This window comes from Corynebacterium tuscaniense DNF00037, assembly GCF_000759055.1.
GTDB classification, from domain to species: domain Bacteria; phylum Actinomycetota; class Actinomycetes; order Mycobacteriales; family Mycobacteriaceae; genus Corynebacterium; species Corynebacterium tuscaniense.
In genome coordinates this window covers 107,067-133,108 of the sequence record NZ_JRNG01000002.1, presented here as the reverse complement: position 1 = coordinate 133,108, position 26,042 = coordinate 107,067, and the positions used below count along the sequence as shown (strand labels likewise).

20 protein-coding genes and 1 pseudogene are annotated in these 26,042 nt (G+C 59.1%); 10 read left to right on the top strand and 11 right to left on the bottom strand.

The window, feature by feature from the left end; genetic code table 11:
* Nucleotides 1–19 precede the first annotated feature (19 nt).
* Nucleotides 20–2,110 (top strand): acyl-CoA dehydrogenase family protein, encoded by a 2,091-nt coding sequence (locus HMPREF2129_RS01230; protein ID WP_034661960.1) that lies wholly within the window; start codon nucleotides 20–22, stop codon nucleotides 2,108–2,110.
* A 173-nt stretch (nucleotides 2,111–2,283) separates the two neighbouring features.
* On the opposite strand, the gene lipA is transcribed toward HMPREF2129_RS01230, so the two are convergent.
* The 6 genes and pseudogenes from lipA to sucB all read right to left on the bottom strand — a co-directional run bounded on the left by lipA (nucleotide 2,284) and on the right by sucB (nucleotide 10,567).
* On the bottom strand, nucleotides 2,284–3,372 hold the full coding sequence (lipA, locus tag HMPREF2129_RS01225) for a lipoyl synthase (RefSeq protein ID WP_034662067.1): 1,089 nt from the start codon (nucleotides 3,370–3,372) through the stop codon (nucleotides 2,284–2,286).
* Between the two features lie 10 nt (nucleotides 3,373–3,382).
* Entirely contained in the window at nucleotides 3,383–4,117 is a 735-nt protein-coding gene (gene lipB / locus HMPREF2129_RS01220) for a lipoyl(octanoyl) transferase LipB (protein WP_034661953.1), read from the bottom strand.
* A 27-nt stretch (nucleotides 4,118–4,144) separates the two neighbouring features.
* On the bottom strand, nucleotides 4,145–4,534 hold the full coding sequence (gene gcvH / locus HMPREF2129_RS01215; RefSeq protein WP_034661950.1) for a glycine cleavage system protein GcvH: 390 nt from the start codon (nucleotides 4,532–4,534) through the stop codon (nucleotides 4,145–4,147).
* 2 nt (nucleotides 4,535–4,536) lie between these two features.
* Nucleotides 4,537–5,625, bottom strand: coding sequence for a glycine cleavage system aminomethyltransferase GcvT (gene gcvT, locus HMPREF2129_RS01210; RefSeq protein WP_034661947.1), 1,089 nt, complete (start codon nucleotides 5,623–5,625; stop codon nucleotides 4,537–4,539).
* 41 nt (nucleotides 5,626–5,666) lie between these two features.
* Nucleotides 5,667–8,522: an aminomethyl-transferring glycine dehydrogenase gene (gene gcvP / locus HMPREF2129_RS01205; protein WP_034661944.1), complete on the bottom strand. Its 2,856-nt coding sequence runs from the start codon at nucleotides 8,520–8,522 to the stop codon at nucleotides 5,667–5,669.
* A 150-nt stretch (nucleotides 8,523–8,672) separates the two neighbouring features.
* Nucleotides 8,673–10,567 (bottom strand): annotated as a pseudogene (gene sucB / locus HMPREF2129_RS01200) (2-oxoglutarate dehydrogenase, E2 component, dihydrolipoamide succinyltransferase).
* A 118-nt stretch (nucleotides 10,568–10,685) separates the two neighbouring features.
* On the opposite strand from sucB, the gene HMPREF2129_RS01195 reads away from it, so the two are divergent.
* Nucleotides 10,686–11,081 (top strand): hypothetical protein, encoded by a 396-nt coding sequence (locus tag HMPREF2129_RS01195; protein WP_034662065.1) that lies wholly within the window; start codon nucleotides 10,686–10,688, stop codon nucleotides 11,079–11,081.
* A 12-nt stretch (nucleotides 11,082–11,093) separates the two neighbouring features.
* On the opposite strand, the gene HMPREF2129_RS01190 is transcribed toward HMPREF2129_RS01195, so the two are convergent.
* The gene (locus HMPREF2129_RS01190; protein WP_034661941.1) at nucleotides 11,094–12,569 is read right to left on the bottom strand and encodes a leucyl aminopeptidase; all 1,476 of its coding nucleotides are present in this window, start codon (nucleotides 12,567–12,569) and stop codon (nucleotides 11,094–11,096) included.
* A 95-nt stretch (nucleotides 12,570–12,664) separates the two neighbouring features.
* Between HMPREF2129_RS01190 and HMPREF2129_RS01185 the strand changes: the two genes are divergently transcribed.
* The gene (locus HMPREF2129_RS01185) at nucleotides 12,665–13,774 is read left to right on the top strand and encodes a branched-chain amino acid aminotransferase (RefSeq protein WP_034662064.1); all 1,110 of its coding nucleotides are present in this window, start codon (nucleotides 12,665–12,667) and stop codon (nucleotides 13,772–13,774) included.
* A 15-nt stretch (nucleotides 13,775–13,789) separates the two neighbouring features.
* Here the strand turns inward: HMPREF2129_RS01185 and HMPREF2129_RS01180 are convergent, their stop codons facing one another.
* Nucleotides 13,790–14,806 (bottom strand): nicotinate-nucleotide--dimethylbenzimidazole phosphoribosyltransferase, encoded by a 1,017-nt coding sequence (locus HMPREF2129_RS01180; protein WP_034661938.1) that lies wholly within the window; start codon nucleotides 14,804–14,806, stop codon nucleotides 13,790–13,792.
* Nucleotides 14,807–14,814: 8 nt separating this feature from the next.
* Entirely contained in the window at nucleotides 14,815–15,516 is a 702-nt protein-coding gene (locus HMPREF2129_RS01175) for a DUF3043 domain-containing protein (RefSeq protein ID WP_034661935.1), read from the bottom strand.
* Between the two features lie 171 nt (nucleotides 15,517–15,687).
* On the opposite strand from HMPREF2129_RS01175, the gene HMPREF2129_RS01170 reads away from it, so the two are divergent.
* Entirely contained in the window at nucleotides 15,688–16,032 is a 345-nt protein-coding gene (locus HMPREF2129_RS01170; protein ID WP_034661932.1) for a HesB/IscA family protein, read from the top strand.
* 76 nt (nucleotides 16,033–16,108) lie between these two features.
* Here HMPREF2129_RS01170 and HMPREF2129_RS01165 read toward each other — a convergent pair whose 3' ends face one another.
* Entirely contained in the window at nucleotides 16,109–17,101 is a 993-nt protein-coding gene (locus tag HMPREF2129_RS01165) for a S41 family peptidase (protein ID WP_180969880.1), read from the bottom strand.
* Nucleotides 17,102–17,114: 13 nt separating this feature from the next.
* The gene (gene asnB, locus HMPREF2129_RS01160) at nucleotides 17,115–19,037 is read right to left on the bottom strand and encodes an asparagine synthase (glutamine-hydrolyzing) (protein ID WP_034661929.1); all 1,923 of its coding nucleotides are present in this window, start codon (nucleotides 19,035–19,037) and stop codon (nucleotides 17,115–17,117) included.
* 483 nt (nucleotides 19,038–19,520) lie between these two features.
* Between asnB and ctaC the strand changes: the two genes are divergently transcribed.
* The 6 genes from ctaC to qcrB all read left to right on the top strand — a co-directional run bounded on the left by ctaC (nucleotide 19,521) and on the right by qcrB (nucleotide 25,843).
* Entirely contained in the window at nucleotides 19,521–20,606 is a 1,086-nt protein-coding gene (gene ctaC, locus HMPREF2129_RS01155; RefSeq protein ID WP_034661926.1) for an aa3-type cytochrome oxidase subunit II, read from the top strand.
* A 19-nt stretch (nucleotides 20,607–20,625) separates the two neighbouring features.
* Nucleotides 20,626–21,057 carry an aa3-type cytochrome oxidase subunit IV gene (gene ctaF / locus HMPREF2129_RS01150; RefSeq protein WP_034661924.1) on the top strand — a complete coding sequence of 144 codons (432 nt, stop codon included), beginning with the start codon at nucleotides 20,626–20,628 and terminating at the stop codon, nucleotides 21,055–21,057.
* A 425-nt stretch (nucleotides 21,058–21,482) separates the two neighbouring features.
* Nucleotides 21,483–22,103 (top strand): aa3-type cytochrome oxidase subunit III, encoded by a 621-nt coding sequence (gene ctaE / locus HMPREF2129_RS01145; protein WP_180969879.1) that lies wholly within the window; start codon nucleotides 21,483–21,485, stop codon nucleotides 22,101–22,103.
* A gap of 52 nt (nucleotides 22,104–22,155) precedes the next feature.
* Complete coding sequence (qcrC, locus tag HMPREF2129_RS01140; protein WP_034661921.1) at nucleotides 22,156–23,004, top strand: cytochrome bc1 complex diheme cytochrome c subunit; 849 nt, start codon at nucleotides 22,156–22,158, stop codon at nucleotides 23,002–23,004.
* Nucleotides 23,001–24,224 carry a cytochrome bc1 complex Rieske iron-sulfur subunit gene (gene qcrA / locus HMPREF2129_RS01135; RefSeq protein ID WP_034661918.1) on the top strand — a complete coding sequence of 408 codons (1,224 nt, stop codon included), beginning with the start codon at nucleotides 23,001–23,003 and terminating at the stop codon, nucleotides 24,222–24,224. The genes qcrC and qcrA overlap by 4 nt, the downstream gene beginning before the upstream one ends.
* On the top strand, nucleotides 24,224–25,843 hold the full coding sequence (qcrB, locus tag HMPREF2129_RS01130) for a cytochrome bc1 complex cytochrome b subunit (RefSeq protein ID WP_034661916.1): 1,620 nt from the start codon (nucleotides 24,224–24,226) through the stop codon (nucleotides 25,841–25,843). Before qcrA ends, qcrB begins: the two co-directional genes overlap by 1 nt.
* Nucleotides 25,844–26,042: the final 199 nt, after the last annotated feature.

The window sequence follows — 26,042 nt, the reverse complement described above, 5'->3', positions numbered from 1 at the left end:
TCGCAAAGGAATAAAAACAATGACATCTCCTGAAGAAAAAGGTGGACGTAAGGCCAAGCCGGAGTCCCGCTCCCCACAGACTCTTCCGGAAACCCCAGACACCGCCATCGCTGGAAAGCTGAAGACGCTTCTCGACGGCCCTTGGGAACCCGTGAAAGACAACATCCGCGAGCAGCTCAACCGTGAGGAAGCTCTGCCGATGATTGAGGGCTCCATCGAGGAGATCCGCGCAGCACTGCTGGAGAAGGTCAAGATGGTGGCTACCTCCGGCATGATGCAAACTGCCTTCTCCAAGGCCAACGGCGGTTCCGGTGAGGCACATGTGGGCATCTTGGGCCTGGACCTGCTGGGTCAGTTCAACGGCTCCCTGGCTATTAAGTCCGGCGTGCAGTTCGGCCTGTGGGGCGGCGCTGTGGATGTCCTGGGTACTGAGCGCCACCGTGAGTACGCACAGGGTGCAATGGACCTGTCCAAGCTTGGCTCCTACGGCATGACCGAGCGTGGCCACGGCTCCAACGTTCAAGACCTGGAGACCACGGCGACCTACGACCCGGAGACCAAGGAGTTTGTTATCAACACTCCGACTCCGTCTGCCACCAAGGTCTACATCGGCAACACCGCGCGCGATGGCCGTTGGTCCGCTGTCTTTGCTCAGCTGCACACCCCGGGCGAGCAAGAGTCCCACGGCGTGCACTGCTTCGTGGTGCGTATCCGTGAAGATGACGGCTCCCCAGTCGAAGGTGTCACCATCGGCGACCACGGCCACAAGGGCGGCCTGCTCGGCGTTGACAACGGTACCCTGACCTTTGATAATGTCCGCATTCCACGCGAAGCACTGCTCAATCAGTTCGGCGACGTCGACGAGGAAGGTAACTACACCTCCCCGATCGAGTCCAAGAACCGCCGCTTCTTCACGATGCTGGGCACCCTGATCCGTGGACGTATCGCCGTGGGGGCTGCTGGTGCAGGCGCAACCAAGTCGGCACTGGCAATCGCTGTGAAATATGCACACCAGCGCCGCCAGTTTGACTACGGTGACACCGGCACCGAGGACAAACTTATTGACTACCGTGCGCACCGTCGTCGCCTGATCATTCCGCTGGCTCGCACCTACGCCCTTCAGGTCCTGCAAAACCAGCTGACACAGCGCTACGCGGACCAAACCTCCCGCCAGGCAACGGGTGAATGGTCTGTGACCAACCCGACCAAGCAGCAGGAACTGGCTTCCCGTGAGATGGAGACGTTGGCTGCAGCCTTCAAGGCAGTGGCAACCGAGCATGCAACCGACACCATCCAAGAGTGCCGTGAGGCATGCGGTGGTGCTGGCTTCATGTCGGAGAACCTCCTGACCACCTTCCGCGCCGACACGGATGTGTACAACACGTTCGAGGGCGATAACACCGTCTTGCTGCAGCTGGCTGGTAAGAACCTGCTTACCGCTTACACCAGTGAGATGGCTAATCCGTCGGCCATGGACATCGTGAAGTTCGCTGCCACCAACGTCACTGACATCGTCCGCAGCCGTGCTGGCCTGGGTTCCACCGTCCAGACCGTTGTGGACACCTTCTCTGGTGAGGAAGCATCGCTCTTTGACGCGGACTACCAGCTCAAGGTTGTCCAGTTCCGTGAGCAGCTAGTCATGCGTTCCCTGATCCGCCGTATTCAGGGCGCACGCAAGCTGTCCCGCGAAGAGGGCGCAAAGGTCATTGACAAGGCTCAGGACCACATGCTCAACGCCGCATGGGCCTACATTGAGAACCTCATGGTTCAGGCAATGATTGAAGCTGAGCGTTCCTTGCCGGTCGGCTCCGCCGAGCGCGCAGTGTTTGAGCAGGTGCGTCACCTGTTCGTGTTTGACACCATCATCCGCAACGCTGGCTGGTACCAGGAGCACAACGTTCTCTCCTCCGGCCGCGTCAAGGCTGCTCGTGCCGCGATCAATGACCTGGTCGACTCCCTCGGCCCATGGTCTGAGGTCCTTGTGGACGCGTTTGATATCCCGTCGGTCGTTCTGGATCGCCCGCTGTTCAAGGACGGCGGCACGGACACCAGCCGCGACAACCCGGATGCGTGGGAGATTGGCTCCAACATCCCGGTGTCTAAGAAGTAAGGGACGCAGCTAGCGTCTAGCACGACGACAGCCCCCGCCCAAGAATCCGTTCTGGGTGGGGGCTGTCGTCGTGCATGGACCCAGGGAGTACAAAACCCGAACACTAGACCCCGTACTTCGATGATTTCTGGCCGAAGTTCGGGGTCTAGCTCAGCGAAGGGGAACAGGCCCCTTTACTTAGCGCCGATGCCCGGCAGGCCAAGCCCGACAGCCGGACGACCAGCGGACACGACCGGGGTGTCCTGGGACGGACCGTACTTGTTCAGCAGGGTCTCTGCTTCCTGGTCGGTGGCACCCTGGGAGGTCTCAGCGAGGTGCTTGAGGTTCTCCGGCAGTTTACGGCCGTGGAACTTCATGGCCTCCACGTAGAGCTTGCCGGCGCGGTAGGAGGAGCGCACGAGTGGGCCGGACATGACGGCGGCGAAGCCCATGTCGTAGGCGGCATCGCGGTACTCGATGAACTCCTCCGGCTTCACCCAGCGCTCAATCGGGTGGAACTGCGGTCCGGGGCGCAGGTACTGGGTGATGGTGATGATGTCAGTGCCGGCATCCTGCATGTCCTCCAGCGCCTGCAGGACCTCCTCACGGGTTTCACCCATGCCGAGGATGAGGTTGGATTTAGTGATCAGACCGTAGTCACGCGCTGCACGAATGACCTCCAGTGAACGGTCGTAGCGGAAGGCAGGGCGGATGCGTTTAAAGATGCGCGGGACTGTCTCCAGATTGTGGGCGAACACCTCTGGCTCGGCTTCGAAGACCTGAGCCAGCAGGTCCGGCTTGCCGGAGAAGTCCGGAGTGAGGTTTTCCACGCCGGTGTGCGGGTTGAGCTCGTGGATCTTGCGCACCACCTCGGCGTACAACCAGGCGCCTTCATCTTCCAGGTCATCGCGGGTCACGCCGGTGATGGTGGAGTAGTTCAGCTGCATCTCGCGCACGGATTCCGCGACGCGCTGCGGTTCTTCCACGTCCAGCGGCTCCGGCTTCGCGGAGTTGATCTGGCAGAAGTCACAGCGGCGGGAGCAGTTGGCTCCACCGATAAGGAAGGTGGCCTCGCGGGATTCCCAGCACTCGTGGATATTGGGGCAGCCAGCTTCCTGGCACACGGTGTGCAGCGACGCGCCCTTGACTTTGCGGCGCATGTCCTCGTATTCAGGGCCAGTTTTCACCGCGTTACGGATCCAGCGCGGCTTGGATTCGATTGGGGTTTGCGCGTTGCGTTTTTCTACCCGGCGTAGCTTGCGTCCATCTTTTGCTGCAGTCACGCGGTCCACCTTATCCCTTGGCGTTGCCAGAAGCGATAGTGTGGTCTGCTACCTGCAGCTCTCCACTAAAAGCGCTGGCTAGCTTATCGACGACACCCGGTGCCACATCCTCCGGCGTTACTTCACGCCCGGTCTCCAGGCTGAGGGTGGTCACGTCTGCGTCATTAATGCCACAGGCCACGATGTGCCCGAAGTAGTCCAGGGTGTTGTTGCAGTTGATGGATAAGCCGTGCATGGTCACACCGCGGGTGATACGGATACCAATCTGGCCGATTTTGCGGTCGCGGCGGAACTCGTCGGCGGGGACCCAGACGCCCGAGCGACCGCTGATACGCCCGGCCTTGTCCACCCCGAACTCGCGAATGGTGGCGATCATGGCTTCTTCGATGCGACGGACGAAGTCAACGACATCGACTGGATCGGCGAGTTTGATGATCGGGTACACCACTAGCTGGCCCTCACCATGCCAGGTGATGCGCCCGCCACGGTCAACCTGGACCACAGGCAGCCCATTGTCCGGCATGTCTTCCGGTTGTGTGCGCTTTCCGGCGGTGTACGTGCTGGGGTGCTGGAGCACGAGCAGAGTGTCACCGATGGCGTCATCGGCGCGTTGAGCGGCGAGTTCGGCTTGGAGGTGCCACGTTTCCTCATAATCAACAAGCCCCAGTTCCCGCACGTCAAGTGGGGAATCTGAGGCTCGGATTGACCTATCGGCCGGAAAGAATGGTTCGCGGGGGGCTGTCATGCACTACATGGTAGCCCCCGCGGAAACTTACACGCCGTTAGCGGCAGCGTACTCATCCGCAGTCAAGAGCGGACCAGCGGACTCGACTTCAACCTCGAACAGCCAGCCTTCCCCGAACGGGTCGTTGTTGATGGCCTCGTAGTTGTCCTCAATCTCCTCGTTGACCGCGGTGACGGTACCGGCGACAGGGGAGTACAGGTCGGAGACGGACTTGGTGGACTCCACCTCACCACACGTCTCACCAGCCTCCACGGTGTCGCCGACGGCCGGTAGCTCAGCAAAGACAATCTCACCGAGACGCTCCGTAGCAACAGACGTGATGCCGATGCGCACGGTCTGGCCTACCACTGCATCAGCAGCAGCATTGATCCATTCGTGGTCCTCAGAGTAGGAGAATTCCTGGGGCAGATCAGACATAGTTACTTGTCCTTTCGGGAGTAGAAGGGGGTGTCGCTGATGGTGTAGGCATACCGCTTACCCCGGATGTCCACGTCCACCTTAGTGCCCACCTCGGCATGGTTGGGCGCAATGTGTGCCAAAGCTACTGGATGGCCCAAAGTGGGGGAGGGCTGACCGGAGGTGACGGTGCCAATCTGCTCATCCGTCCCGGCGAGGAAGATCGCAGCGCCTTCACGGGCAGCACGGCGCTCCTCCGAGGTCAGACCAGCAATGACCACGGATGGCTCGCGACCAGTCAAAGCGGCCTTACCCACAAAGTCAGCTTCTTTCTTGGCAAAGGCACGGCTCATGCCAGCCTCCACCGGGGTGATGTCCACAGACAGCTCGTGGCCGTAGAGCGGCATGGAAGCTTCGAGGCGCAGGGAATCACGCGCTGCCAGGCCACAGGGCGTGCCGTGGTCTATGACGGAATCCCACACGGCCTGAGCGTCCTCGCTCTGGCAGAACAACTCAACGCCATCCTCACCGGTGTAGCCGGTGCGAGCAACGAAGACCTCCACAGCCTGACCCCCAGCGGCGTTCAGGTTCATCCAGGCGCCGGAGTAGTAGGCGAGGTCGGCCGGGGAGCCGTCGAGAAGCGGTTCGAGCACCTCGAGCGACCGCGGGCCTTGCACTGCGACGAGCGCGATGGCCTGCGAATCATTACGGATCTCCACATCGAAGTTACCCACACGCTCCTGGAACGCAGCCCACACCACATCCGAATTACCCGCATTGGGGACGACGAGGTAGTGGTCATCAGCGAATTTGTAGGTGATCAGATCGTCCAGGATGCCGCCATCCTCATTGACAAGCATGGAGTACTTCGCCTTCCCAACCTGAAGGTTAGACAGGGAAGAAATCAGCACATAGTCCAGGAAGGCACCGGCTTCAGGGCCCTTCACATCAATCTCACCCATATGAGACAGGTCAAAAATGCCAACGTCCCCGCGCACAGCGCGGTGCTCGTCGAGCTCCTTGCCGTACTTTAGCGGCATGGTCCAGCCACCGAAGTCCGTGAAGTGCGCACCCAGCTTCTCGTGGGTGGCATGCAAAGGTGTCTGCGGCATATCAGTTACTCCTTCTTGTAATTCGTGTTGGGCAGTGGTGTTTAGCCTTCGGACTGCTCGATGTCAAAGGCCTCTGGTGGTGGGCAGGCACACACGAGGTTGCGGTCGCCATAGGCCTCGTCGATACGGCGCACCGGCGGGAAATACTTCGTGGTCAGCAACGTATCCACCGGGTAGGCGGCCTTCTGGCGGCTGAACTCGTAGCCCCATTCACCGGCGATGAGGCTGCGTGCGGTGAACGGTGCATGGTGGACCACGGAGTTTTCGTAGGCAACCTTGCCGTCGATGATCTCCTGGATCTCCGCGCGGATAGAGCGCATTGCGGCGATGAAGCGATCCAGTTCGGCCAGATCCTCGGACTCAGTCGGCTCGATCATGAGGGTGCCGGCCACCGGGAATGCCAGTGTGGGGGCGTGGAAGCCGTAGTCCACCAGGCGCTTAGCCACATCAGCAGCAGTTACGCCGGATTGATCGGTGATCTCGCGCAGATCAATGATGCACTCGTGGCCCACCAGGCCAGCGTTTCCCGTGTAGAGGACCGGGAAGGAATCATTGAGCTCATGTGCAACGTAGTTGGCGTTGAGGATGGCGTTGCGGGTTGCTGAAGCCAAGCCATCTGCACCGGACATAGCAATGTAGGCCCAGGAAATCGGGAGCACACCGGCGGAACCGTAGGTGGTTGCCGCGATCGGCACACCAGCGCCCTGCGGTGCTTCATCGGCTGCGTTGCTGCCATCCACTGCCTGCGGGTCAGCGGGCAGGAACGGGGTCAAGTGCGCGCCCACACCAATCGGGCCAACGCCCGGGCCGCCACCGCCGTGCGGGATGGTGAAGGTCTTGTGCAAGTTCAGGTGGCTGCAGTCACCGCCGAAATCACCAGGACGGGCAAGACCGGTCAGGGCGTTCATGTTCGCGCCATCGATGTAGACCTGGCCGCCAACAGCGTGGACTTTGTCCGCCACTTCCTTCACCGTGTCCTCGTACACGCCGTGCGTAGATGGGTACGTGATCATGATGGCAGCAACGTGGTCACCGTACTGCTCGAGCTTCTTGTCCAGATCCTCCATGTCAATGGAGCCATCTGGGGCGGTCGCCACAACCACCACGCGCAGGTTTGCCAGCGTTGCAGATGCGGCGTTCGTGCCATGCGCAGAAGCCGGGATGAGGCAGATATCGCGCTCCGTATCACCATTAGCCACGTGGTAGCGGCGCATAGCCAGCAGACCAGCGAGCTCGCCCGTTGCGCCGGAATTCGGCTGCACAGACACTGCGTCGTAGCCGGTGATTTCCACGAGCCAGCCGGTCAGCTCGCTAATAAGCTCACGCCAGCCCTCCGTGTACTTGTCCGGCGTGAACGGGTGAACATTGGCAAAGCCCGGCCAGGTGATGGCTTCTAGACCTGCCGTTGGGTTGAGCTTCATCGTGCACGAACCCAGTGGGATCATCGTGCGATCCAGCGCCAGATCCTTGTCGCCGAGTGCGCGGATGTAGCGCATCATCATTGTCTCGGAGTGGTGGGTGTTGAACACCTCGTGCGTGAGCAGATCCGTGGTGCGCGCCAGCTCCTGTGGCAGGTGCGATTCAGCCTCAGAAGCCGGCGCATCCGTGATACCAAAGCCAGCGAGCAGCGCCACCAGGTCAGCCTCATCGGTGTCTTCACCGAAGCTCACGCCGACGGTATCCGCATCAATCGCGCGCACCAGGTAGCCGTTTTCAGCCAGCTCGTCCACGATCTGCTGAGCACGGCCAGGCACAGAGACAGCCACTGTGTCGAAGAATTTCTCGTGCTTCACATCAAGGCCGCCTGCGCTTATCGACGCCGCAAAGCGCCCAGCCCACTCATGCACCGTTTCCGCGATCTCCTTGAGTCCAGCGGGGCCGTGGTACACGGCGTACATGGAGGCTGTCACGGCGAGCAGCGCCTGGGCGGTACAAATATTGGATGTCGCCTTCTCTCGGCGAATGTGCTGCTCACGGGTTTGCAGTGAGAGGCGGTAGGCCGGGTAACCCTCCGCATCCACGGACACGCCCACCAGGCGGCCCGGCATCTGGCGCTTCAGCTTGTCTGTCACCGCCATGTATGCGGCGTGCGGGCCACCGTAGAACAACGGCACACCGAAACGCTGCGTAGTGCCCACAGCAATGTCCGCACCCATCGTGCCCGGTGCTTCCAGCAGAAGCAGTGCCAACGGATCAGCCACAACGGTAGCCAGACCACCACGGGAGTGAATCGCCTCGATCACCGGGCGCGGATCAGAAATATCGCCCTCCGTGCCCGGGTAGGCAATCACAACTCCAACAAAGTCTTCGCCTACGAGATTGGAATCCAAAGCGGTGACCTCAACTTCAAGGTCCAAAGCGCGGGCACGTTCCGCAGCAACATTGATCACCTGCGGGTGCAGGCGGGAATCCAGCAGGACACGGCTCCCTTTCTTTACCGCACGTGCCATGAGGCCAATGGCTTCAGCCACTGCGGAAGCCTCATCCAGCAGCGAAGCATTCGCCATCGGCAAACCAGTCAGGTCCTGCACCATCGTCTGGAAATTTAGCAATGCTTCCAGGCGGCCCTGGGAAATTTCCGGCTGGTACGGCGTGTAAGCCGTGTACCAACCAGCATCTTCCACCACACCGCGGCGAATCACTGGCGGAGTCACGGTGGAGGAATAACCCTGGCCATGGAAAGCACGCAACACCGTGTTCTTCGCAGCCAGCTCACGCAGGCGGTTCTGTGCTTCCTTCTCCGTCAGAGCCGACGGAAGGTTCAAAGACTGTTTGGCAAGAATCCCTGCTGGCATCGCTGCGTCGACAAGCTCCTGAATCGAGCCGTACCCAACGGTCTCGAGCATCTTTGCGCGTTCGCTATCAGTCGGACCGATATGGCGAGAGATGTAATCCACGCTGACTGCACTCCTTGCATTTAGTTAGTTGCGATCACTGAACAAGTGTAGAGATTCTCACCGACGAGCGTGCGGAGAATGTCCAAGGAGTACAGAACATAGAAAATGCCGGCTCCCAAGCGCAGGGAACCGGCACCTTATCTGGTGGTTTTAGAGGTCTAGATCGTCCTCGAAGTCGCCCACCTCGATGCGGTCCACGATGGTGGACACGAAGCGACCCGCATCCGCACCATCAACCAACTGGTGGTCGTAGGTGAACGGCAGGTAGCACATCTGGCGGATAGCAATCGAGTCGATGCCCTCCTCCGTCACAATCACTGGGCGCTTCTGAATAGCGGCGGTGCCCAGGATGCCGGCCTGCGGTGGGGTGAGGATCGGGGTATCCAGCAGGGCACCCTCAGAGCCAATATTGGACACCGTAAAGGTTGCGCCGGCCAGGTCAGACGGACGCAGCTTCTTGTTACGAGCACGCTCAGCCAGATCCGCAATGCCCTTGGCAATATCAGCCAGGGACATGTCCTGAACATTCTTCAGCACCGGAACCAGCAGGCCCTGCGGGGTATCCACAGCGATGCCAATGTTGACCGTGTCGTGGTAGGTGATCTCCTTGGTCTCCGCGTTGTAGGACGCGTTGACATTCGGGTGCTGCACCAGTGCCTCAGCCGTCGCCTTCACGAAGAAGTGCAGGTAGGTGATGTTCACGCCGTGCTTATCGACGAAGGCAGGCTTCACACTCTTCCGCAGCTCCGCCACGCGAGTAACGTCTGCCTCCTGAACATGGGTGAGCTGTGCAGTGGTCTGCAGCGACTCGACCATCTTCGTGGCCGTGATCTCACGGATACGGTTCACCTTCTGCGTGGTGCCAATGAGCTCAGCCTTAGCTGCATCCACGGACTTGGTGGACCAACGTGCACGCGGGCCGGACGGCTTCTGCTCAGCTGCACCAGGTGCAGCGGTAGCGCCACCCTCAGCAGCAGCGATGACATCCTGTTTACGGATGCGTCCGCCAACACCGGTGCCCTCGATGCTGTTCAGATCAACATCGTGCTTTTCGGCGAGCTTGCGCACTAGCGGGGTGACGTACGGAACCTTGCCGCCGTTGTCCACAGTCTTCGGTGCCTCAGTCTTTGGTGCCTCGGCAGGCTTCTCTTCCTGCTTCGGAGCTTCTTCCTTCGGTTCCTCTTCCTTCGGTTCCTCTGCCTTCGGTTCTGCCTCGGCAGGCTTTTCGGTCTTGGGCTCGTCTGACTTCGGCTTTTCCTTGGCGGGTGCTGCGTTGGCGTCGCCGATGCGGGCGATGACTGCGCCGACTTCGATGGTGTCGTCCTCCTCGGCGAGGATTTCCACGAGGGTGCCTGCGACCGGGGAGGGGATTTCGGTGTCGACCTTGTCGGTGGAGACTTCGAGCAGTGGTTCGTCGACCTCGACGGTGTCACCGACAGACTTCAGCCAGGTGGTGATGGTGCCTTCGGTGACGGATTCGCCGAGTTCCGGCATCTCCACATCGGTAGCGTCGCCGGAACCAGCCGCAGGCTTCTCTTCCTGCTTGGGTTCCTCTGCCTCGGCAGGCTTTTCGGTCTTGGGCTCGTCTGACTTCGGCTTTTCCTTGGCGGGTGCTGCGTTGGCGTCGCCGATGCGGGCGATGACTGCGCCGCGGATTCGCCGAGTTCCGGCATCTCCACATCGGTAGCGTCGCCGGAACCAGCCGCAGGCTTCTCTTCTACCTTCGGTGCTTCCTGCTTCGGTGCTTCCTCAGCAGGTTCGTCGGATTTGGCGGAATCGCCGGAGTCATCGGAGGAAGGCTTCTCATCCGCGTCTCCCACGATAGCGATGACGTCACCCACTTCAACGGTGTCATCTTCTTCAGCCTTAATTTCAAGCAGAACACCCGATACAGGGGAGGGAATTTCCGTGTCGACCTTATCGGTGGAGACCTCGAGCAGCGGTTCGTCGACCTCGACGGTGTCACCAACAGACTTCAGCCAGGTGGTGATGGTGCCTTCGGTGACGGATTCGCCCAGTTCGGGCATCTCAACTGAGTGAGCCATTATGTTTAAGTCTCCTCTACAACTTTGCAGACGTTTATCCGCACCTAGCGTACCCGCTTCGCTGTTTTCGCGTTCGACTAGTGAGGGGTTAGGAATCACGTGACATAAGATGTGGTGCGTGTTCAATCTCTTTGGCTCCCGCAAGAAGCCCTCTGCCTTCAAGCCGCCGCGCGGTCCGGGGGAGACCGTGCGCCCGCACGACGCCCAGTACTTGAAGGAATGGGTGGCGGATAAAGGCTTCGTGGAGGGGTTTGTGGAGCCAGAGACGATGGTTAACGAGATGTCTGTTGTTCTCGTCGCTGAAAATGGGGAGTACACGCGCCGCAAAATTGGGGGTCCGAAGGGGATTGATGCGGTGGGCAAGTTGCTGGGTATTCCGCTTTACGACGTCGAGGAGACCGGCTACCCCGACCGCATGCGCAAACGCATTGAACAGGAACGCATCCTGCGTAAACGCGCTGAGCAAAGGGAACGCCGCGCTAAGTTTGAGCGCGGCGAAGACCCCAACCTGTAGTGGTTTAGATAGTTATTTTTCAGCCAGCTGTGTGAGCGTATCCACGATGGTGCGCACCGGAACACCCGTTGCGCGGGACGGTGTGTACCCGTGGGCGCCACCGGTGTTCCAGGCTGGGCTGGCAACGTCGATATGCGCCCACTGGATACCTTCACCCACGAACTTGGCTAGGTATGTTGCGGCGAATTCCATGCCGCCAAAGCGGTCCGCGTTGGTGTTCTTGATGTCAGCGACGGCGGACTTGATCTCCTCATCGTGCTCCTCCAACATCGGCATGGCCCAGCCCGGCTCGTCCAGTTCACGGGCAGTTTCTGCGATAGCATCACGCAGGTCATCCGAACCCATGACACCGAAGGTGCGCTTACCCAGGGCCACCATCTGTGCGCCGGTGAGCGTGGATGTTTCAATGAGATAGTCCGGGTTGTACTCGCTAGCGCGTGCAATGGCATCAGCCAGAACCAAACGGCCCTCCGCATCGGTATTGATCACTTCGCTGGTGATCCCCCCGTAATGGGTAATCACATCGCCGGGGCGCTGGGCGGATCCAGACGGCATGTTCTCCGCCATGGCCATCCACGCATCAATGCGGACCGGAATATTCAGCGCAGCGGCAGCACACGTTGCGGCTAATACAGCAGCAGATCCGCCCATGTCCATGACCATCTGCTCCATGCCGGAAGCCGGCTTCAAGGAAATACCGCCGGTATCAAAAGTGATGCCTTTGCCGACGAGCGCCACAGACGTCGTAGCACTCTCCGGCGCCCAGGTGAGGTGCACCAAGCGCGGTGGGTTCTCAGAGCCCTGGCCTACGGCCGTGATGCCGCCGAAACCCTTCGCCTCCAGTTCTTTCTCGTCGAGGACTTCTACCGTCAGGCCGGATGCCTCACCAACGGTGCGCGCGAGTTCCGCGTAATTGGAGGGGTAGAGCAGATTGGAGGGGGTGTTGACCAAATCACGAGCAAGTGTCACCGCATGGCAGATGCTCACTGCAGCGTCGAACTCAGCGTGGTTATCTTCTTTGCCCACGACGGTGATGAGGGAGGATTCATCCTTCTCCTCGTTCTTCTTCAACCCGTCATAGGCGTATCCGCCGAGCAGGAGGCCTTCCACGACGGGGCGCACACCAAAATCAGCACTAACGACGGCGCGCTCGGTTCCCTTGAGCGCACGTGCAGCAGCACCCATCGCGCGCCGCACAGCAGTGTCGGTGGAATGAGACCCATCATTATCACCCAGTCCCACGGCAATGAACAGGGTGCCGTCCACCACAACCTTGGTTACTTCACCCGCGGAACCTTTCGCACCAAGAGCCTCTAAGGCCTCAAGGAGACCCTCCTTGGTCAGCTGAGAAACCGGCAGTTCTAGACCCTCGCCGGATGACACCGGGATGATGCGTGCGGCGTCCTCGGGAACGTCGATAGCAAACTCGATCTGGGCAAGACGGCCGTGCGAGGGCAGAACGTCAATGAAATGGGGCAAAACAGCCATGGGGTGCTAGATCCTCCTTGTTATAAAGGTCTTTCTTCTTCGCCCCGATACTACTGACGGTGACCGTGTTCACCCGCGGAGTATGCTTCAAAGGCATGACACAGCTGGATTTCACCGTGACGAAGAATGAAAACCCGGCCACCGCTGAAGAGCGCGCCGCTATCCTTGCCAACCCTGCGTTTGGTAGGCAGTTCACCGACCACATGGTCAGCATTGACTGGACCCAAGACAAGGGCTGGCACAACGCACAGGTCCGCCCCTATGAAAACCTTTCTTTTGATCCGGCCAGCATGGTGTTGCACTACGGCCAGGCCATCTTTGAAGGCCTGAAGGCTTACCGCCATGCCGACGGCGCCATTGTGACCTTCCGCCCGGAGCAGAATGCTCAGCGCATGCAGAGGTCTGCAGAGCGCTTGGCCATGCCGGAGCTGCCGGAGGATGTGTTTATTGAATCCCTGCGTCAGCTCGTGGACATCGACCAGGACTGGGTGCCCGCTGCAGGTGGGGAAGCATCGCTGTACCTGCGTCCCTTTATGATCTCCACGCAGGTCGGTCTGGGTGTACACCCGTCGGACAGCTACACCTACATCCTCATTGCTTCGCCCGCCGGTGCTTATTTCTCCGGTGGTGTGAGTCCCGTCAAGGTGTGGATCAGTGAAGATTATGTTCGTGCCGCGCCGGGAGGAACCGGTGCTGCCAAGTTCGCTGGTAATTACGCAGCATCACTGCTTGCTCAGGCGCAGGCGGAAGACAAGGGCTGCGACCAAGTTGTGTGGCTCGATGCGATTGACCGCAAATATATTGAGGAAATGGGCGGCATGAACCTCATGTTCGTCTACGGCTCCGGCGATGACGCCAAGGTGGTCACCCCGGCTCTGTCCGGCTCTCTGCTGCCAGGCATTACTCGTCAGTCGCTACTTCAGGTTGCGAAGGATCTTGGTTACGCCACCGAAGAAGCCCGCATTTCTGTTGAGGACTGGAAAAACGATGTTGCCTCCGGCGCTATGACCGAAACCATGGCGTGCGGTACCGCTGCGGTGGTCACCCCGGTTGGGCACGTTGTGGGCAATAACGTTGACTTCACCATCAACGGCAACGAGGCAGGGAACATCACCATGAAGATGCGTGAGCGCCTGACGTCTATCCAGCGTGGTGAGTTCGAAGACACCCACGGGTGGCTGCACACCCTCGTTCCTTCTAACTAAATCTAGTCAGCATGGCTAGGCGGTTTGGCTGCGCATCTCATCGCCGACCAACTCAACGGCAGAGATGATCAGCGGCAGAACGGCCGCAGCACCTGCACCTTGGCCGGTGGACATGTTGAGTGTGGCCACCGGTGTGAGGTCCAGTGCTTGCAGACAAATAGTGGTACACGGTTCGGGACTGGCCTGTCCCGCTATAAGCCACTGCTTGGTGCCTGGGGCGACGCGCTCGGCGACGTAGGCGGCGAGGGCGGTATAGGCGCCGTCGATAAGCACGGGCGTACGCCGCACCGCGCACTGCACAATGAATGCGGTCAGCGCAACGAAATCTGGCGCGGAAATAGCCTGCAGAACGCGGGCAACATCATTGTGGAAACCGCGCGCGCGGAACATCGCATCGCGCACCGCGGACACCTTGACCTTCCACACTTCATCATTGATTCCGCTGCCACGCCCCACCGCGACAACTGGTTCGGTGAATGTGAGCGTGCCCAGAACGGCGGCCGCCACCGTCGTGTTAGCCACGCCGAGGTCACCGGCGACTAACAGGTCAACTCCAGAGTCAATCTCCCGATCCGCCGTGGCGGCACCGAGCTCAGAGGCGGCGAAGAACTCTTCTTGCGTCATGGCATCGGCGACATCAATCTGGCCGGAACCAGCGCGAATGGCAGCGGCATCATGCTTCAGGCTCACATCAACGAGGTGCACGGAAGCGTCTACGCGCTGCGCCAACGTGTTGACGGGGGCCGCACCGGAGCTGATCTCCTGTGCCTGGACGATGGACGCTTCCGGCGTGAATGCCGAAACACCGCGCTCGGCGACACCGTGATCACCCGCGAAAATGATGACACGTGACGTTGTGATTGGGCGTGGAGGAGCCTCACCCTGACACCCAGCCATCCACGCACCGATACTGGCCAAACGCCCAAACGACGCGGCCCGCGGGTTGAGCGTCATCGCCTCCCTCGCCTGAGCCTGCGCGGACAGGTCAGGGGAGGGGACCGGAGGAAAAGTGAAGCCGTCAGTGAAACGCACGGTGGGTCCTAGACGTTGTCGCCGATAGCAACCTGCGGTTTCGGCGTACGCCAGTTACGCGGCTGGAAAGCGCGCGAGAAAGCATACATACCCAAGCCGAAACCAGTCTCTGTGGAATCCGGGAACCTGGCGCGCACCGCCTTGTTTGCGCGCTTGCCAATGAAGATGCCTTCCGCGAACGTGGCCAGGATGAACACCATCGCAGCCACAGACAACACCGCAGCGACATCTGGGAAGAACTGGCCCAACAGCATGATTACCAGGAGGACAAGCGCGCCCGGCATGACAAAGTTGGACAGGAAACGCCTGGAATCAACCCAGTCACGTACATAGCGGCGGACCTCGCCCTTGTCGCGGTCGAGCAAGTAGCGCTCATCGCCAGCATCCATCTTCGCCTGGATGTCCCTATTCTGAGCACGACGCTCAGCGCGTTCCTGCTTCTTGTATTCCTTCCACTCCTCTTTGGACATGGAAGCTTTCATTTCCTTGCGTTTCTGAGCAGCTTGAGCCCGGCTCATTGCATTCGGATCACGCACGACGCCACGCTTAATCTCCTGCTCATGGCGCTTCGGAGTCGGTCGCCCCTTCGGTGGGGTGTAGCCCTTCGGCAGCTTCTTCTCCGGCTCGCTAGCTGTGGTGGGCTCAGCAGTAGAAGAGTTAGTGCTTGCGGGGGCTTTGGGCGCATCAGATTTTTGCCAGGGGAGTTTCACGCTCTCTAGGCTACAAAATCATTTCACCCGGTTGGGAATATGGGGCAAGGGCAGATGCGTTATGGGGTACAAAGGGGTCTCACCTGGACAAGTTAGGGTGGACTAGCATCCGGGCTGGAAGCCAGCGTAGGCTCGGGACCCAACACGATAAAGGCTAAGGAGAGACGATCCATGACTGCACCGACTTCCGCCACCGGCGTAGAGCTCACTGAGGCTGCAGCAGCAAAGGCAAAGGCGCTGCTTGATCAGGAGGGCCGTGATGACCTGTCTTTGCGCATCGCCGTCCAGCCTGGTGGTTGCGCTGGCTTGCGCTATCAGCTGTACTTCGACGACCGTGACCTGGACGGCGACAAATCCGACGTTGTCGGAGGCGTACGTCTTGTCGTGGACAAGATGAGCGTGCCTTACCTGTCTGGTGCGAAGATTGACTTCGCAGACACCATTGAGCAGCAGGGCTTCACGATTGATAACCCGAACGCCGGCGGTTCTTGCGCCTGCGGCGACAGCTTCAACTAAGCAATAGCTTGTCGACGCCAACACCCCGCGCCCACCTCATTATTGAGGGGAGTGCGGGGTGTTTTGTCTGCGTGGATTATTGGCAGCCGTGCTTGGTCGCAAGCCACTGCTTCGCTTGCTCTAACGACGCATCGGTTTCGACGTCCGGCTGCACCGGATCTTCAGCGAACTCCTCACCAGTGCGTGCCTTGTCCTTCGCGATGGTGAGCATCAGCAGGCTGCCATCCGGGAAGTCGTACACCATATTGGCCGAGGCGTAGCCCGCGGTAGGGGAGCCGAAACTCTGTGAGCGCTCAAGTCCCCGGAACGACAGCATCGTGGCCTCGCCCGACGAAGCGGTGTCACCATCGACCAAGACTGCCACCGGCGCCTCCCACTTCCCGCCAGTTGTCGTGAGCGGCGTGCCCCCGCCGCTCACCGAGTTTCCCTCGACCGTGACCTGGCTGGTGTTCGTCCGCGATACGAACTCGAGCACCGTGCCATCCGGCAACAGCGACGAGAGTCCAGCGACCATCGGCCCCATGTCGCCCCCATCGTTGCCACGCAGATCAACGACCGTTCCGCACGCCCCGCCATCACGTGCGGAAGCTAGGCCTGTCGCGAGCGTGTCTGCGTACCCCTGCACATCCGAGTGCCGATCGACGCCAGGCACCGTTGCCACCGCGACACCGCCTTCGACGCTGACTGCGGGCTCCGTCTTCTGCCCGATAGCCCAGCCGAGGTTAGGGTTACCAGGCTCAATCAGCCGGGAGTGCTTTCCTCCAGCAGCTTTGACGGCGTCCTCCAGGGCGGGATAGACGTCGTAAAGCGTGTCTGCCTGCTTGGCAGCCTCCTTTGCGCGGGCTTTCGCTTCCTCGAACTCCTCCGAGTCGGCGTAGATGCCCTGTTCGGCGAGCGCGAGCACCGTCGTGCTATACCGCTTCGGCGTCTGCGTCCCTGCGAAACGAGCGGTGCCCGTCAGCATCGCGGTGAGCGTCGGCCCATAGACGAATACCAGGGCAGCCACTGCGAGGAGCAGCGCACTGAGCATCGCGACGATGATAGTCAGTACTCGTTTCTTGGTCCACATGAGCAGGTCCTCCTTAGAGCTGGACCGGGTAGTCCTTGTGCTCAATGCCCGGATCGATGCGGTGCTCGACAAAAATGCCGTGCCAGATCATGAACGCCAGGACCGTCCACAGACGGCGGGAATGGTCAGAAACACCGTCACGGTGCTCCTTGAGCATCTCCAGCACCGCAGGTTTGTTGAAGATCTCCTCGGTCTGGGACTCGGTGATGGTCTGCTGCGCCCAGCCGTACAGTTCGTCGCCGGCTAGCCAGTAGCGCATAGGTACCGGGAAGCCGAGCTTCTTGCGGTGGAGGACGTGTGGCGGAACGATCTGCTCCATGGCCTTGCGCAGTGCGTACTTCGTTGTGCCGTGGGCGATCTTCAGATCTGCCGGGATGGTCTCTGCAACGGCAAAGACTTCCTTATCCAGGAAGGGCACGCGCAATTCAAGGGAGTGCGCCATGTTGATTTTGTCGGCCTTCACGAGAATGTCGCCGCGCATCCAGGTGAACAGGTCTAGGTGCTGCATGCGTGCAACTGGGTCCATATTCTTGGATTCCGCGTAGATTGGGGCGGTGACCTCACGGTGATCCCATTCCGGCTTCGCCCACGGCAGAACACGCTCCAGCTGCTGGTAATTAAAGGAGCGCGCGTTGCCGTAGTAGCGGGTCTCCATCGGAGTCGTGCCACGCTCGAGTAGGGACTTGCCCTTCATTCCCTCCGGGAGAACCTGGCTGAGCTTGTTCAGCCCCTTTAAAAGAGGGGAGGGGAGCTTCTCAAACGGTGCGAGGGAAAGTGGCTCCTTGTAAATGGTGTAGCCACCGAAAAGTTCGTCCGCACCCTCGCCGGATAGCACTACTTTCACGTGCTTACGGGCCTCCTGCGCCACGAAGTACAGCGGCACCAACGAGGGGTCAGCCACCGGATCGTCGAGGTACCACATGATTTTCGGGATCGCGTCGGCATACTCTTCAGGCGAAACAATCTTCACGATGTGCTCTACACCAATCGCCTCAGCGGACTCCGCAGCCACGTCGACCTCGGAGTAGCCCTCACGCTCAAAGCCGGTGGTGAAGGTTAAAAGATTCGGGTTATGGCGCTTGGCCAGCGTTGCAATTGCCGTTGAATCAATACCGCCGGACAAGAAAGAGCCCACAGTGACATCAGCACGCATGTGCTTTTCGACGGAATCCTCCAACACCGCCGCAATCCTGTCGAACAGCTTTTGTTCCTCCCCGGACTTCACCGGGATGACGTTGAACTTCGGTGCGAAGTAGCGCTTCGCCTCGACAGTGCCACCGGGCTTGAGGGTGACAGTGCAGCCGGACTCGACGCGTCGAATAGCAGAGTGCAGGCTTTCAGGCTCTGGGACGTACTGGAGATCGACGTAATGCTCGATGGCGCGGTAGTCCAAATCGAGGTTCAGTCCGAGTTCTGGGGCCATTTCCAAGATGGCTTTCTTCTCGGAGGAGAAGACGGTGCCAGCTTCCGTAGTGGCGTAGTAGAGAGGTTTAATGCCGAACTGGTCACGCGCGGCGAACATGACCTTGTCCTGCGTATCCCAGATCACAATGGCGAACATGCCACGCAGGTGATTGACTACATCCACACCCCAGTGGTGGTAGCCCACCACGATTGTTTCGGAGTCGCCCTCAGTATTGAATGTGTAACCGTAGTTAGACAGCTCCTCGCGTAACTCCACATAGTTGTAGATCTCACCGTTGAAGGTCAGCGCGTAGCGCTCGGGATTATCGGACGGGCCCCAGCGCAGCGGCTGGTGGGAATGCTCAAGATCAATGATGGCCAGGCGGTTAAAGCCAAAAACTGCATCATCGTCATTCCACGTCCCTGCTGCGTCCGGGCCTCGGTGGCGGAAACAGGGGAGGGCCCGCTGTGCAGCGTCGACAAAGCGAGGCGCATCGGAATTGCTGGTCAGCATGGCGAGTAGACCGCACATGGGTGGGTGCTCCTTAACTCACGGAAGTGATGGGAAATAGGTGGATAGCTCTCCCAACAATAGAAGCCGGATAGTCACACATGGGAATCACCGTGCGCCTGGCAGGTGAATGGGGAAGAACGCACCACCTTTAGCCCGTCCCCGATAGGGGTGCAACTTCCGGATGATGTTGTTTTGGGTATGTGTGATCGGGGTTACGTAATGGTCCTTAAAGTGTGTCATCTGTCCATGTCGGGCGTGTACGTGTGCCGGAAAGTGTGATTCGGGGAGGGCTGCGGGGGCGACCCATGTGCGACGCAGGTTAAACATGAGCGAGCGATCAACTATTCTGACGGGGTACGAATATTCTGTCTTGCTACGCGCAGCTCCTATTGCGGGGAATTGCATGCAGCATGGGCGATATTCACAGCTTTAATTAGCTGGCATACAGCGTTCAAAAGCGTTTAACAGCGTTCATCAGTGTGGACAGGAAGGCAGACACACGTGGAAACGGTAAAAAACCGCGGTCTAGCTAAGAAGTTCGGCGTTGCCGGCCTTCTGGCTTTGGCTGGCATTGCTCTTACCGGCTGTGAGGTTACACCGCCGAGTTCCATGTCGAAGTTGCTCGACATGGGTTTCCCGGACCCGGTGACCCCTGAGGCTCACAGCATGTACAACTTCTGGGTATGGGTCTGGCTCGCAGCTTGGATCATCGGCATCATCATGTGGGCGATCTTCATCTACGCGATCTTTGCCTGGAATGGCAAGCGTCGTGAGAAGAAGGGGTATGGCGAGTTCCCGAAGCAGCTGCAGTACAACGTGCCGCTCGAGCTTGGACTCACCATCGTTCCGATCATCATCGTCATGGTGCTGTTCTTCTATACCGTTCAGGCGCAGACCAAGGTCGTTGCCCTGGATAAGAACCCTGAGGTGACGGTTGACGTCACCGCATACCAGTGGAACTGGAAGTTCGGCTACGCACAGGTTGGTTCCTCGCTGTCGCCGACTGGATCTGACTACGACGGCCAAGACGTTGAGCGTCAGAAGCTCGCGGACGAATCCAAGTTCGACGATGAGTCGATCCCTAACGCAAACCCGATCCACGGCCACTCCATGAGTGACCAGTCGTTCCTGCGTTACAACCTGATCGAGACGATTGGTACCACCGAAGAGATTCCGGTCCTGGTTCTGCCGACCGAGACTCCGGTTGAGTTCCGCCTCGCTTCCGGCGACGTCTCTCACTCTTTCTGGGTTCCGGAGTTCCTATTCAAGCGCGATGCTTACGTCCACCCGGAAATCAACCAGCAGCAGCGTAGCTTCCAGATTGAGCAGATTGAGAAGCCGGGCGCATACGTCGGCCGCTGTGCTGAGATGTGCGGTACCTACCACGCAATGATGAATTTTGAGATCCGGGCGGTTACGCCGGACCAGTTCCGCGAGTACATGCGCTTCCGTAACGAGAACCCGGAGGCCTCCAATGCTGACGCCCTCGAGGCAATCGGCGAAGCTCCGTACGCAACGTCCACCCGTCCGTTCAACTCTGACCGCACCGGCACCCGCGATGGCAACAACGCCGTGCAGAACGTCTAAGAGAGGCTAGGGAAAAGAAATGGGAACTGGAGCAAAGATCTTCTACGCGCTCGGCACCTTCTTTGTCATCATGGCTGTCATCTACGCAGTGGCAACCAGCTACATCGGTGACGATGCTTATCTCTCGGGTTATGAGTGGGCGGGCGGTGTCGCACTGATCCTCGCCACTGCACTCGCCTTCATGCTTGGTGGCTACCTGCACTTCACCGAGCGTCGCATCGATATCCTCCCGGAGGACTGGGAGGAAGCTGAGGTTGAGGACGGTGCAGGTGTCCTTGGCTTCTTCTCTCCGGGTTCTATCTGGCCAGCTGCTATGACTGGTGGCGTTGGTCTCATGGCCCTGGGTATCGCTTTCTGGCAGCTGTGGCTTCTGGCTCTCGGTGCCGTTGTGCTCATCTGGGCAACGACGATGCTGAATCTTCAGTACGGCATCCCCCGCGAAAAGCACTAGGACTGAACGCGAACGCTGACCCCCCGCACCCCATGTGGTGTGGGGGTTTCTGTATTTTGCAGGCTTGCGCCCAACCAAAGATGGAGGGAAAAGGGGTCAACCGAAAGTTCGCATAATTCACAGTTTCCGCAGGCGAAAAATGTGAATCCCGTCACATTTGGGAACTACTTTCGTTTTTGAGGAACTGTGTTTCTGGGAGACTCCGAAACGCCAAAAAGGTCTCTGGGGATGTGAGTCAATTTTTGGCGCACGATGACCTGCGTGGATGGCTTTAAAAAACTCGTGCCAGCAACTTCTTGATCAAAAGTTGGACGATGGCACGCTCGATGTGGAAAGAAAATTCCGTTGTTTTCGGCGGTGTTCACATGAAAAACTCGGGGGTGAACAAGGTGACTTTAGGCTTCGAAAGGGAGATACTGGTACCCGTGACGACTGCAACAACTAACCCAGGTATGGCGACTTCACCTGATCGTCTTCCTGCGCTGAACCGTCCGAACATGGTCAGCGTGGGAACGATCGTGTTCCTCGCCCAAGAATTGATGTTCTTCGCCGGACTCTTCGCGATGTACTTCACCTCGCGTGCGAACGGCATGGAAACTGGCGATTGGGCTAACCAGACTGCCCATCTGAACGTGGTCTTCGGACTCATCATCACGATTGTGCTGGTGACTTCCTCCGTGACCTCTCAGATGGGTGTGTTCGCCGCTGAGAAGGGCGATGTCTTTGGACTTCGCAAGTGGTTCACCGTAACCATTCTTCTTGGTGTGGTGTTCCTGGGGCTCGTCGCTTTTGAGTGGACCGAGATGGTTCTGCACGGTGTGACGCCACAATCGAGCGTGTATGGCTCCGTGTTCTACATCATCACCGGCTTCCACATGGCTCACGTGACTGCCGGCATCATCGCTTTCATCGTGGTGATGCTCCGCGTGGCTAAGTCGAAGTTCACCCCGGCGCAGGCAACTGCGGCCATGGTGACCTCGTACTACTGGCACTTCGTCGACGTTATTTGGATCGGCGTGTTCGTTACTCTCTACCTCGTTCAGTAACAGCACCTTGTGTGTGATTGAACTGAACACCGATTTTCGCTAAGGGATCAACATGGATAACACCCCCAAGAAGGCGCGGAACCGCCGCAAGTTGCGCCGGTCCGCTGCTGGCGCCATGGCGCTGACCTTCGGTCTCACGGGTGCCGGCCTTCTGGCCGCAGCCCTGACTCCGGATGCTCAGGTTGCCACCGCACAGCGCGACGACCAGGCGATGATCCAAGAGGGCAAGGATCTTTACGATTACGCCTGCATTACCTGCCACGGTGCAAACCTGCAGGGTGTCAAGGATCGCGGACCGTCGCTTATCGGCACTGGTGAAGGCGCTGTTTACTTCCAGGTCAACTCCGGCCGTATGCCGATGAAGTCCAACGACGCACAGGCTGAGCGTAAGAAGCCGCGTTTCACTGAGGCGCAGACCCTCGCTATCGCCGCGTATGTTGCAGCAAACGGCGGTGGCCCGGAGCTCGTGTACAACGAGGATGGTTCCATTGCTATGGAGGAACTCCGCGGCAAGAACTACGACGGCACGATTCAGGCAGCTGACGTTGCCCGTGGTTCTGAGCTCTTCCGTCTGAACTGTGCCTCCTGCCACAACTTCACCGGTCGTGGTGGAGCACTGTCCTCTGGCAAGTACGCGCCGGTTCTGGATCCTGCTAATGAGCAGGAGATTTACCAGGCTATGCTGACTGGCCCGCAGAATATGCCCAAGTTCTCCGACCGCCAGCTGACGGCTGATGAGAAGCGCGACATCATCGCCTTCATCAAGTCCGCTAAGGAAACCCCGAGCCCGTCCGGCTGGGCACTTGGTGGCATCGGCCCGGTTGCTGAAGGCCTGGCAATGTGGATTATCGGTGTCACCCTCGTTGGCGCCGCTGCTATGTGGATTGGATCGCGCTCATGAGCAATGAAGTGAAGAAGAACTACACCAAGGCTGAGCTCGATAAGATGAGCAATGCCGAGCTGGCTGCCCTGGGCACCGAGCTCGATGACGTGACGGTTGCGTACCGCAAGGAGCGCTGGCCGATTGAGAATGATCCGGCTGAAAAGCGTGCTGCTGCTGGCATCATGACGTGGCTGATCATCTCCATTGTGATGGGTATCGCCTTTTTAGGTGTCTACCTGTTCTGGCCGTGGGAAGCTAAATTCCATGGCGATGAAGGGCTGCTGCTCTTCTCGCTGTACACCCCGCTGCTGGGTCTGACCGCTGGACTGTCCCTTGCTGGACTTGGCTTCGCCATCATCCAGTACGTAAAGAAGTTCATCCCGGAAGAAGTCGCAGTTCAGCGCCGTCACGATGGTCGCTCTTCCGAGTTGGATCGTCGCACGACGACTGCCCTGCTTAATGACGCATGGCAGACTTCTACCCTGGGCCGCCGCAAGGTTATGAAGGGTCTGCTTGGTGGTGCTGGTTTGATGGCTGGTTTGGCCATCATCGCTCCGATGGGTGGTCTCATCAAGAATCCTTGGCGCGTTCGTCACGAAATGAACTACCTCGGCGATGGCACTCTGTGGACCCAGGGCTGGTCCATGGCCCGTAATGGTGCGAAGTTGTACCTCGGTCGTGATACCGGCGCTATTGCTGAGCTGCATGAGACCGGCAAGGGTGACCACTACAGCACTGCAGGCGTTTCTCGCCTGGTGCGTATGCGCCCGGAGGACTTGGACGCTGCTTCGATGGAGACGGTTTTCCCGCTCCTCGAGGAAGACGTCAACGATGGCAACAAATACGACGCCGAGCGCGATGTCTACGAGCAGCACATGCACTCGCTGCACGGTCCGCGTAATGCTGTCATGTTGATCCGTCTGCGTTCCGCCGATGCCGAGAAGGCTATTGAGCGCGAAGGACAGGAGGACTTCCACTACGGTGACTACTACGCGTACTCGAAGATTTGTACCCACATCGGTTGCCCGACGTCTCTCTATGAGGCGCAGACCAACCGCATTCTTTGCCCCTGCCACCAGTCGCAGTTCGACGCGTTGCAGCACGGCAAACCGGTGTTCGGTCCAGCAGCACGCGCTCTGCCGCAGCTGCCGATCGACATCGACGAAGAAGGTTACCTCATCGCCCGCGGGGACTTCATTGAGCCCGTTGGCCCGGCATTCTGGGAGCGTAAGTCCTAATGAGCACGAAACTCGCAAAAGCCGCGGACAACGCTGATTCGCGGTTCACAATCGCGGGCGTTCTCCGCCCACAGCTGAACAAGGTCTTCCCGACCCACTGGTCATTCATGCTTGGTGAGATGGCGCTGTACAGCTTCATCATCTTGCTGTTGACCGGTGTCTACCTGGCCTTGTTCTTCGACCCTTCCATTACGAAGGTCATCTACGAAGGTGGCTATCTGCCACTGAATGGCGTCGAAATGTCTCGCGCCTACGCAACTGCCCTGGATATCTCCTTCGAGGTGCGCGGTGGTCTGTTCATTCGCCAGATGCACCACTGGGCTGCACTGATGTTCATGATGGCGATGTTTGCCCACATGATGCGCATCTTCTTCACGGGTGCATTCCGTCGCCCACGTGAGGCTAACTGGATTATTGGTTCCACCCTGATCCTGTTGGGTATGGCAGAAGGCTTCATGGGGTACTCCCTGCCCGACGACCTGCTGTCCGGTGTTGGCCTCCGTATTATGTCCGCCATCATCGTGGGTCTGCCGATCATCGGTACCTGGTTGCACTGGGCAATGTTCGGTGGCGACTTCCCGTCCGACCTCATGCTGGATCGTTTCTACATCCTGCACGTGCTGATTCTGCCGGGCATCATCCTGGCTCTCATTGCGGCTCACCTGCTGCTTGTCTGGTTCCAGAAGCACACCCAGTTCCCGGGTCCTGGTCGTACCGAGAACAACGTCGTGGGCATCCGCATTATGCCGGTGTTCGCTGTTAAGGCAATCGGCTTCGGCATGGTCGTCTTCGCGGTGCTGGCCCTGATGGCTGGTGTCACAACGATTAACGCCATCTGGAACATTGGACCCTACAACCCGTCCCAGGTCTCCGCTGGCTCCCAGCCGGATATCTACATGCTCTGGACTGACGGTGCTGCACGTGTGATGCCAGCGTGGGAGCTCTACCTTGGTAACTACACCATCCCTGGTGTGTTCTGGGTGGCTCTGCTCGCAGGCGCCATGGTTGTCGCCCTGATTGCCTACCCCTTCATTGAGAAGAAGGTCACCGGCGATGATGAGCACCATAACCTGCTGCAGCGTCCGCGCGACGTTCCGGTTCGTACCGGTATCGGCGTTATGGGCCTGGTTTTCTTCCTGCTGCTCACGTTGTCTGGTGGTAACGACCTCTTCGCGTACCATTTCCAGATCTCGCTGAACGCCATGACCTGGATTGGCCGTATTGGTCTGTTGGTTTTGCCACCGTTGGCATACTTCATCACCTACCGCATTTGCATCGGTCTCCAGCGTTCCGACCGTGAAGTCCTGGAGCACGGTATTGCAACCGGTGTGATCCAGACCTTGCCTAACGGTGCATTCGTGGCAGTCCACCAGCCGATTGGTCCGGTGGATGGGCACGGGAACCAGATTCCTCTGGAGTACGGCGGTGCACGCGTGCCCAAGCAGCTCAACGAGCTTGGCTACGCAGATTCCGAGACGTCCGGTGTGTTCAAGGCCGATGACCCGGCGATTACAGCTCGTCGCAACGAGATTGCCCGCAAGAACCACTATGAAGAGGTTGAGACACTGCGTGCACTCGAGGCAGAGAAGTCTGCCACTGACCGTGACGCTGGTAAGTAGAACAGTTAAGTAGTTCTGTCTCGTCAAGGCCCCTTTCCCTTCAGCGGGAAAGGGGCTTCTCGCATGTAACAGAACGATAAACTTTAGCATGTGACTAGAATCACACTAAGGATTTTGTTTGAGGAAAAGTGCCTCAACTAAGTGTTGAGAGTTTTTGAAATATATTGCGTAACTGCAGGTAAAGGGTTGTGTTGCGCAA

Coding starts and splice junctions, on each gene's coding strand:
- HMPREF2129_RS01230 (WP_034661960.1), top strand. CDS start 20: ATGACATCTCCTGAAGAAAAAGGTGGACGTAAGGCCAAGCCGGAGTCC.
- lipB (WP_034661953.1), bottom strand. CDS start 4,117: ATGACAGCCCCCCGCGAACCATTCTTTCCGGCCGATAGGTCAATCCGA.
- gcvH (WP_034661950.1), bottom strand. CDS start 4,534: ATGTCTGATCTGCCCCAGGAATTCTCCTACTCTGAGGACCACGAATGG.
- gcvT (WP_034661947.1), bottom strand. CDS start 5,625: ATGCCGCAGACACCTTTGCATGCCACCCACGAGAAGCTGGGTGCGCAC.
- HMPREF2129_RS01190 (WP_034661941.1), bottom strand. CDS start 12,569: ATGGCTGTTTTGCCCCATTTCATTGACGTTCTGCCCTCGCACGGCCGT.
- HMPREF2129_RS01185 (WP_034662064.1), top strand. CDS start 12,665: ATGACACAGCTGGATTTCACCGTGACGAAGAATGAAAACCCGGCCACC.
- HMPREF2129_RS01170 (WP_034661932.1), top strand. CDS start 15,688: ATGACTGCACCGACTTCCGCCACCGGCGTAGAGCTCACTGAGGCTGCA.
- HMPREF2129_RS01165 (WP_180969880.1), bottom strand. CDS start 17,101: ATGTGGACCAAGAAACGAGTACTGACTATCATCGTCGCGATGCTCAGT.
- asnB (WP_034661929.1), bottom strand. CDS start 19,037: ATGTGCGGTCTACTCGCCATGCTGACCAGCAATTCCGATGCGCCTCGC.
- ctaF (WP_034661924.1), top strand. CDS start 20,626: ATGGGAACTGGAGCAAAGATCTTCTACGCGCTCGGCACCTTCTTTGTC.
- qcrC (WP_034661921.1), top strand. CDS start 22,156: ATGGATAACACCCCCAAGAAGGCGCGGAACCGCCGCAAGTTGCGCCGG.
- qcrA (WP_034661918.1), top strand. CDS start 23,001: ATGAGCAATGAAGTGAAGAAGAACTACACCAAGGCTGAGCTCGATAAG.
- qcrB (WP_034661916.1), top strand. CDS start 24,224: ATGAGCACGAAACTCGCAAAAGCCGCGGACAACGCTGATTCGCGGTTC.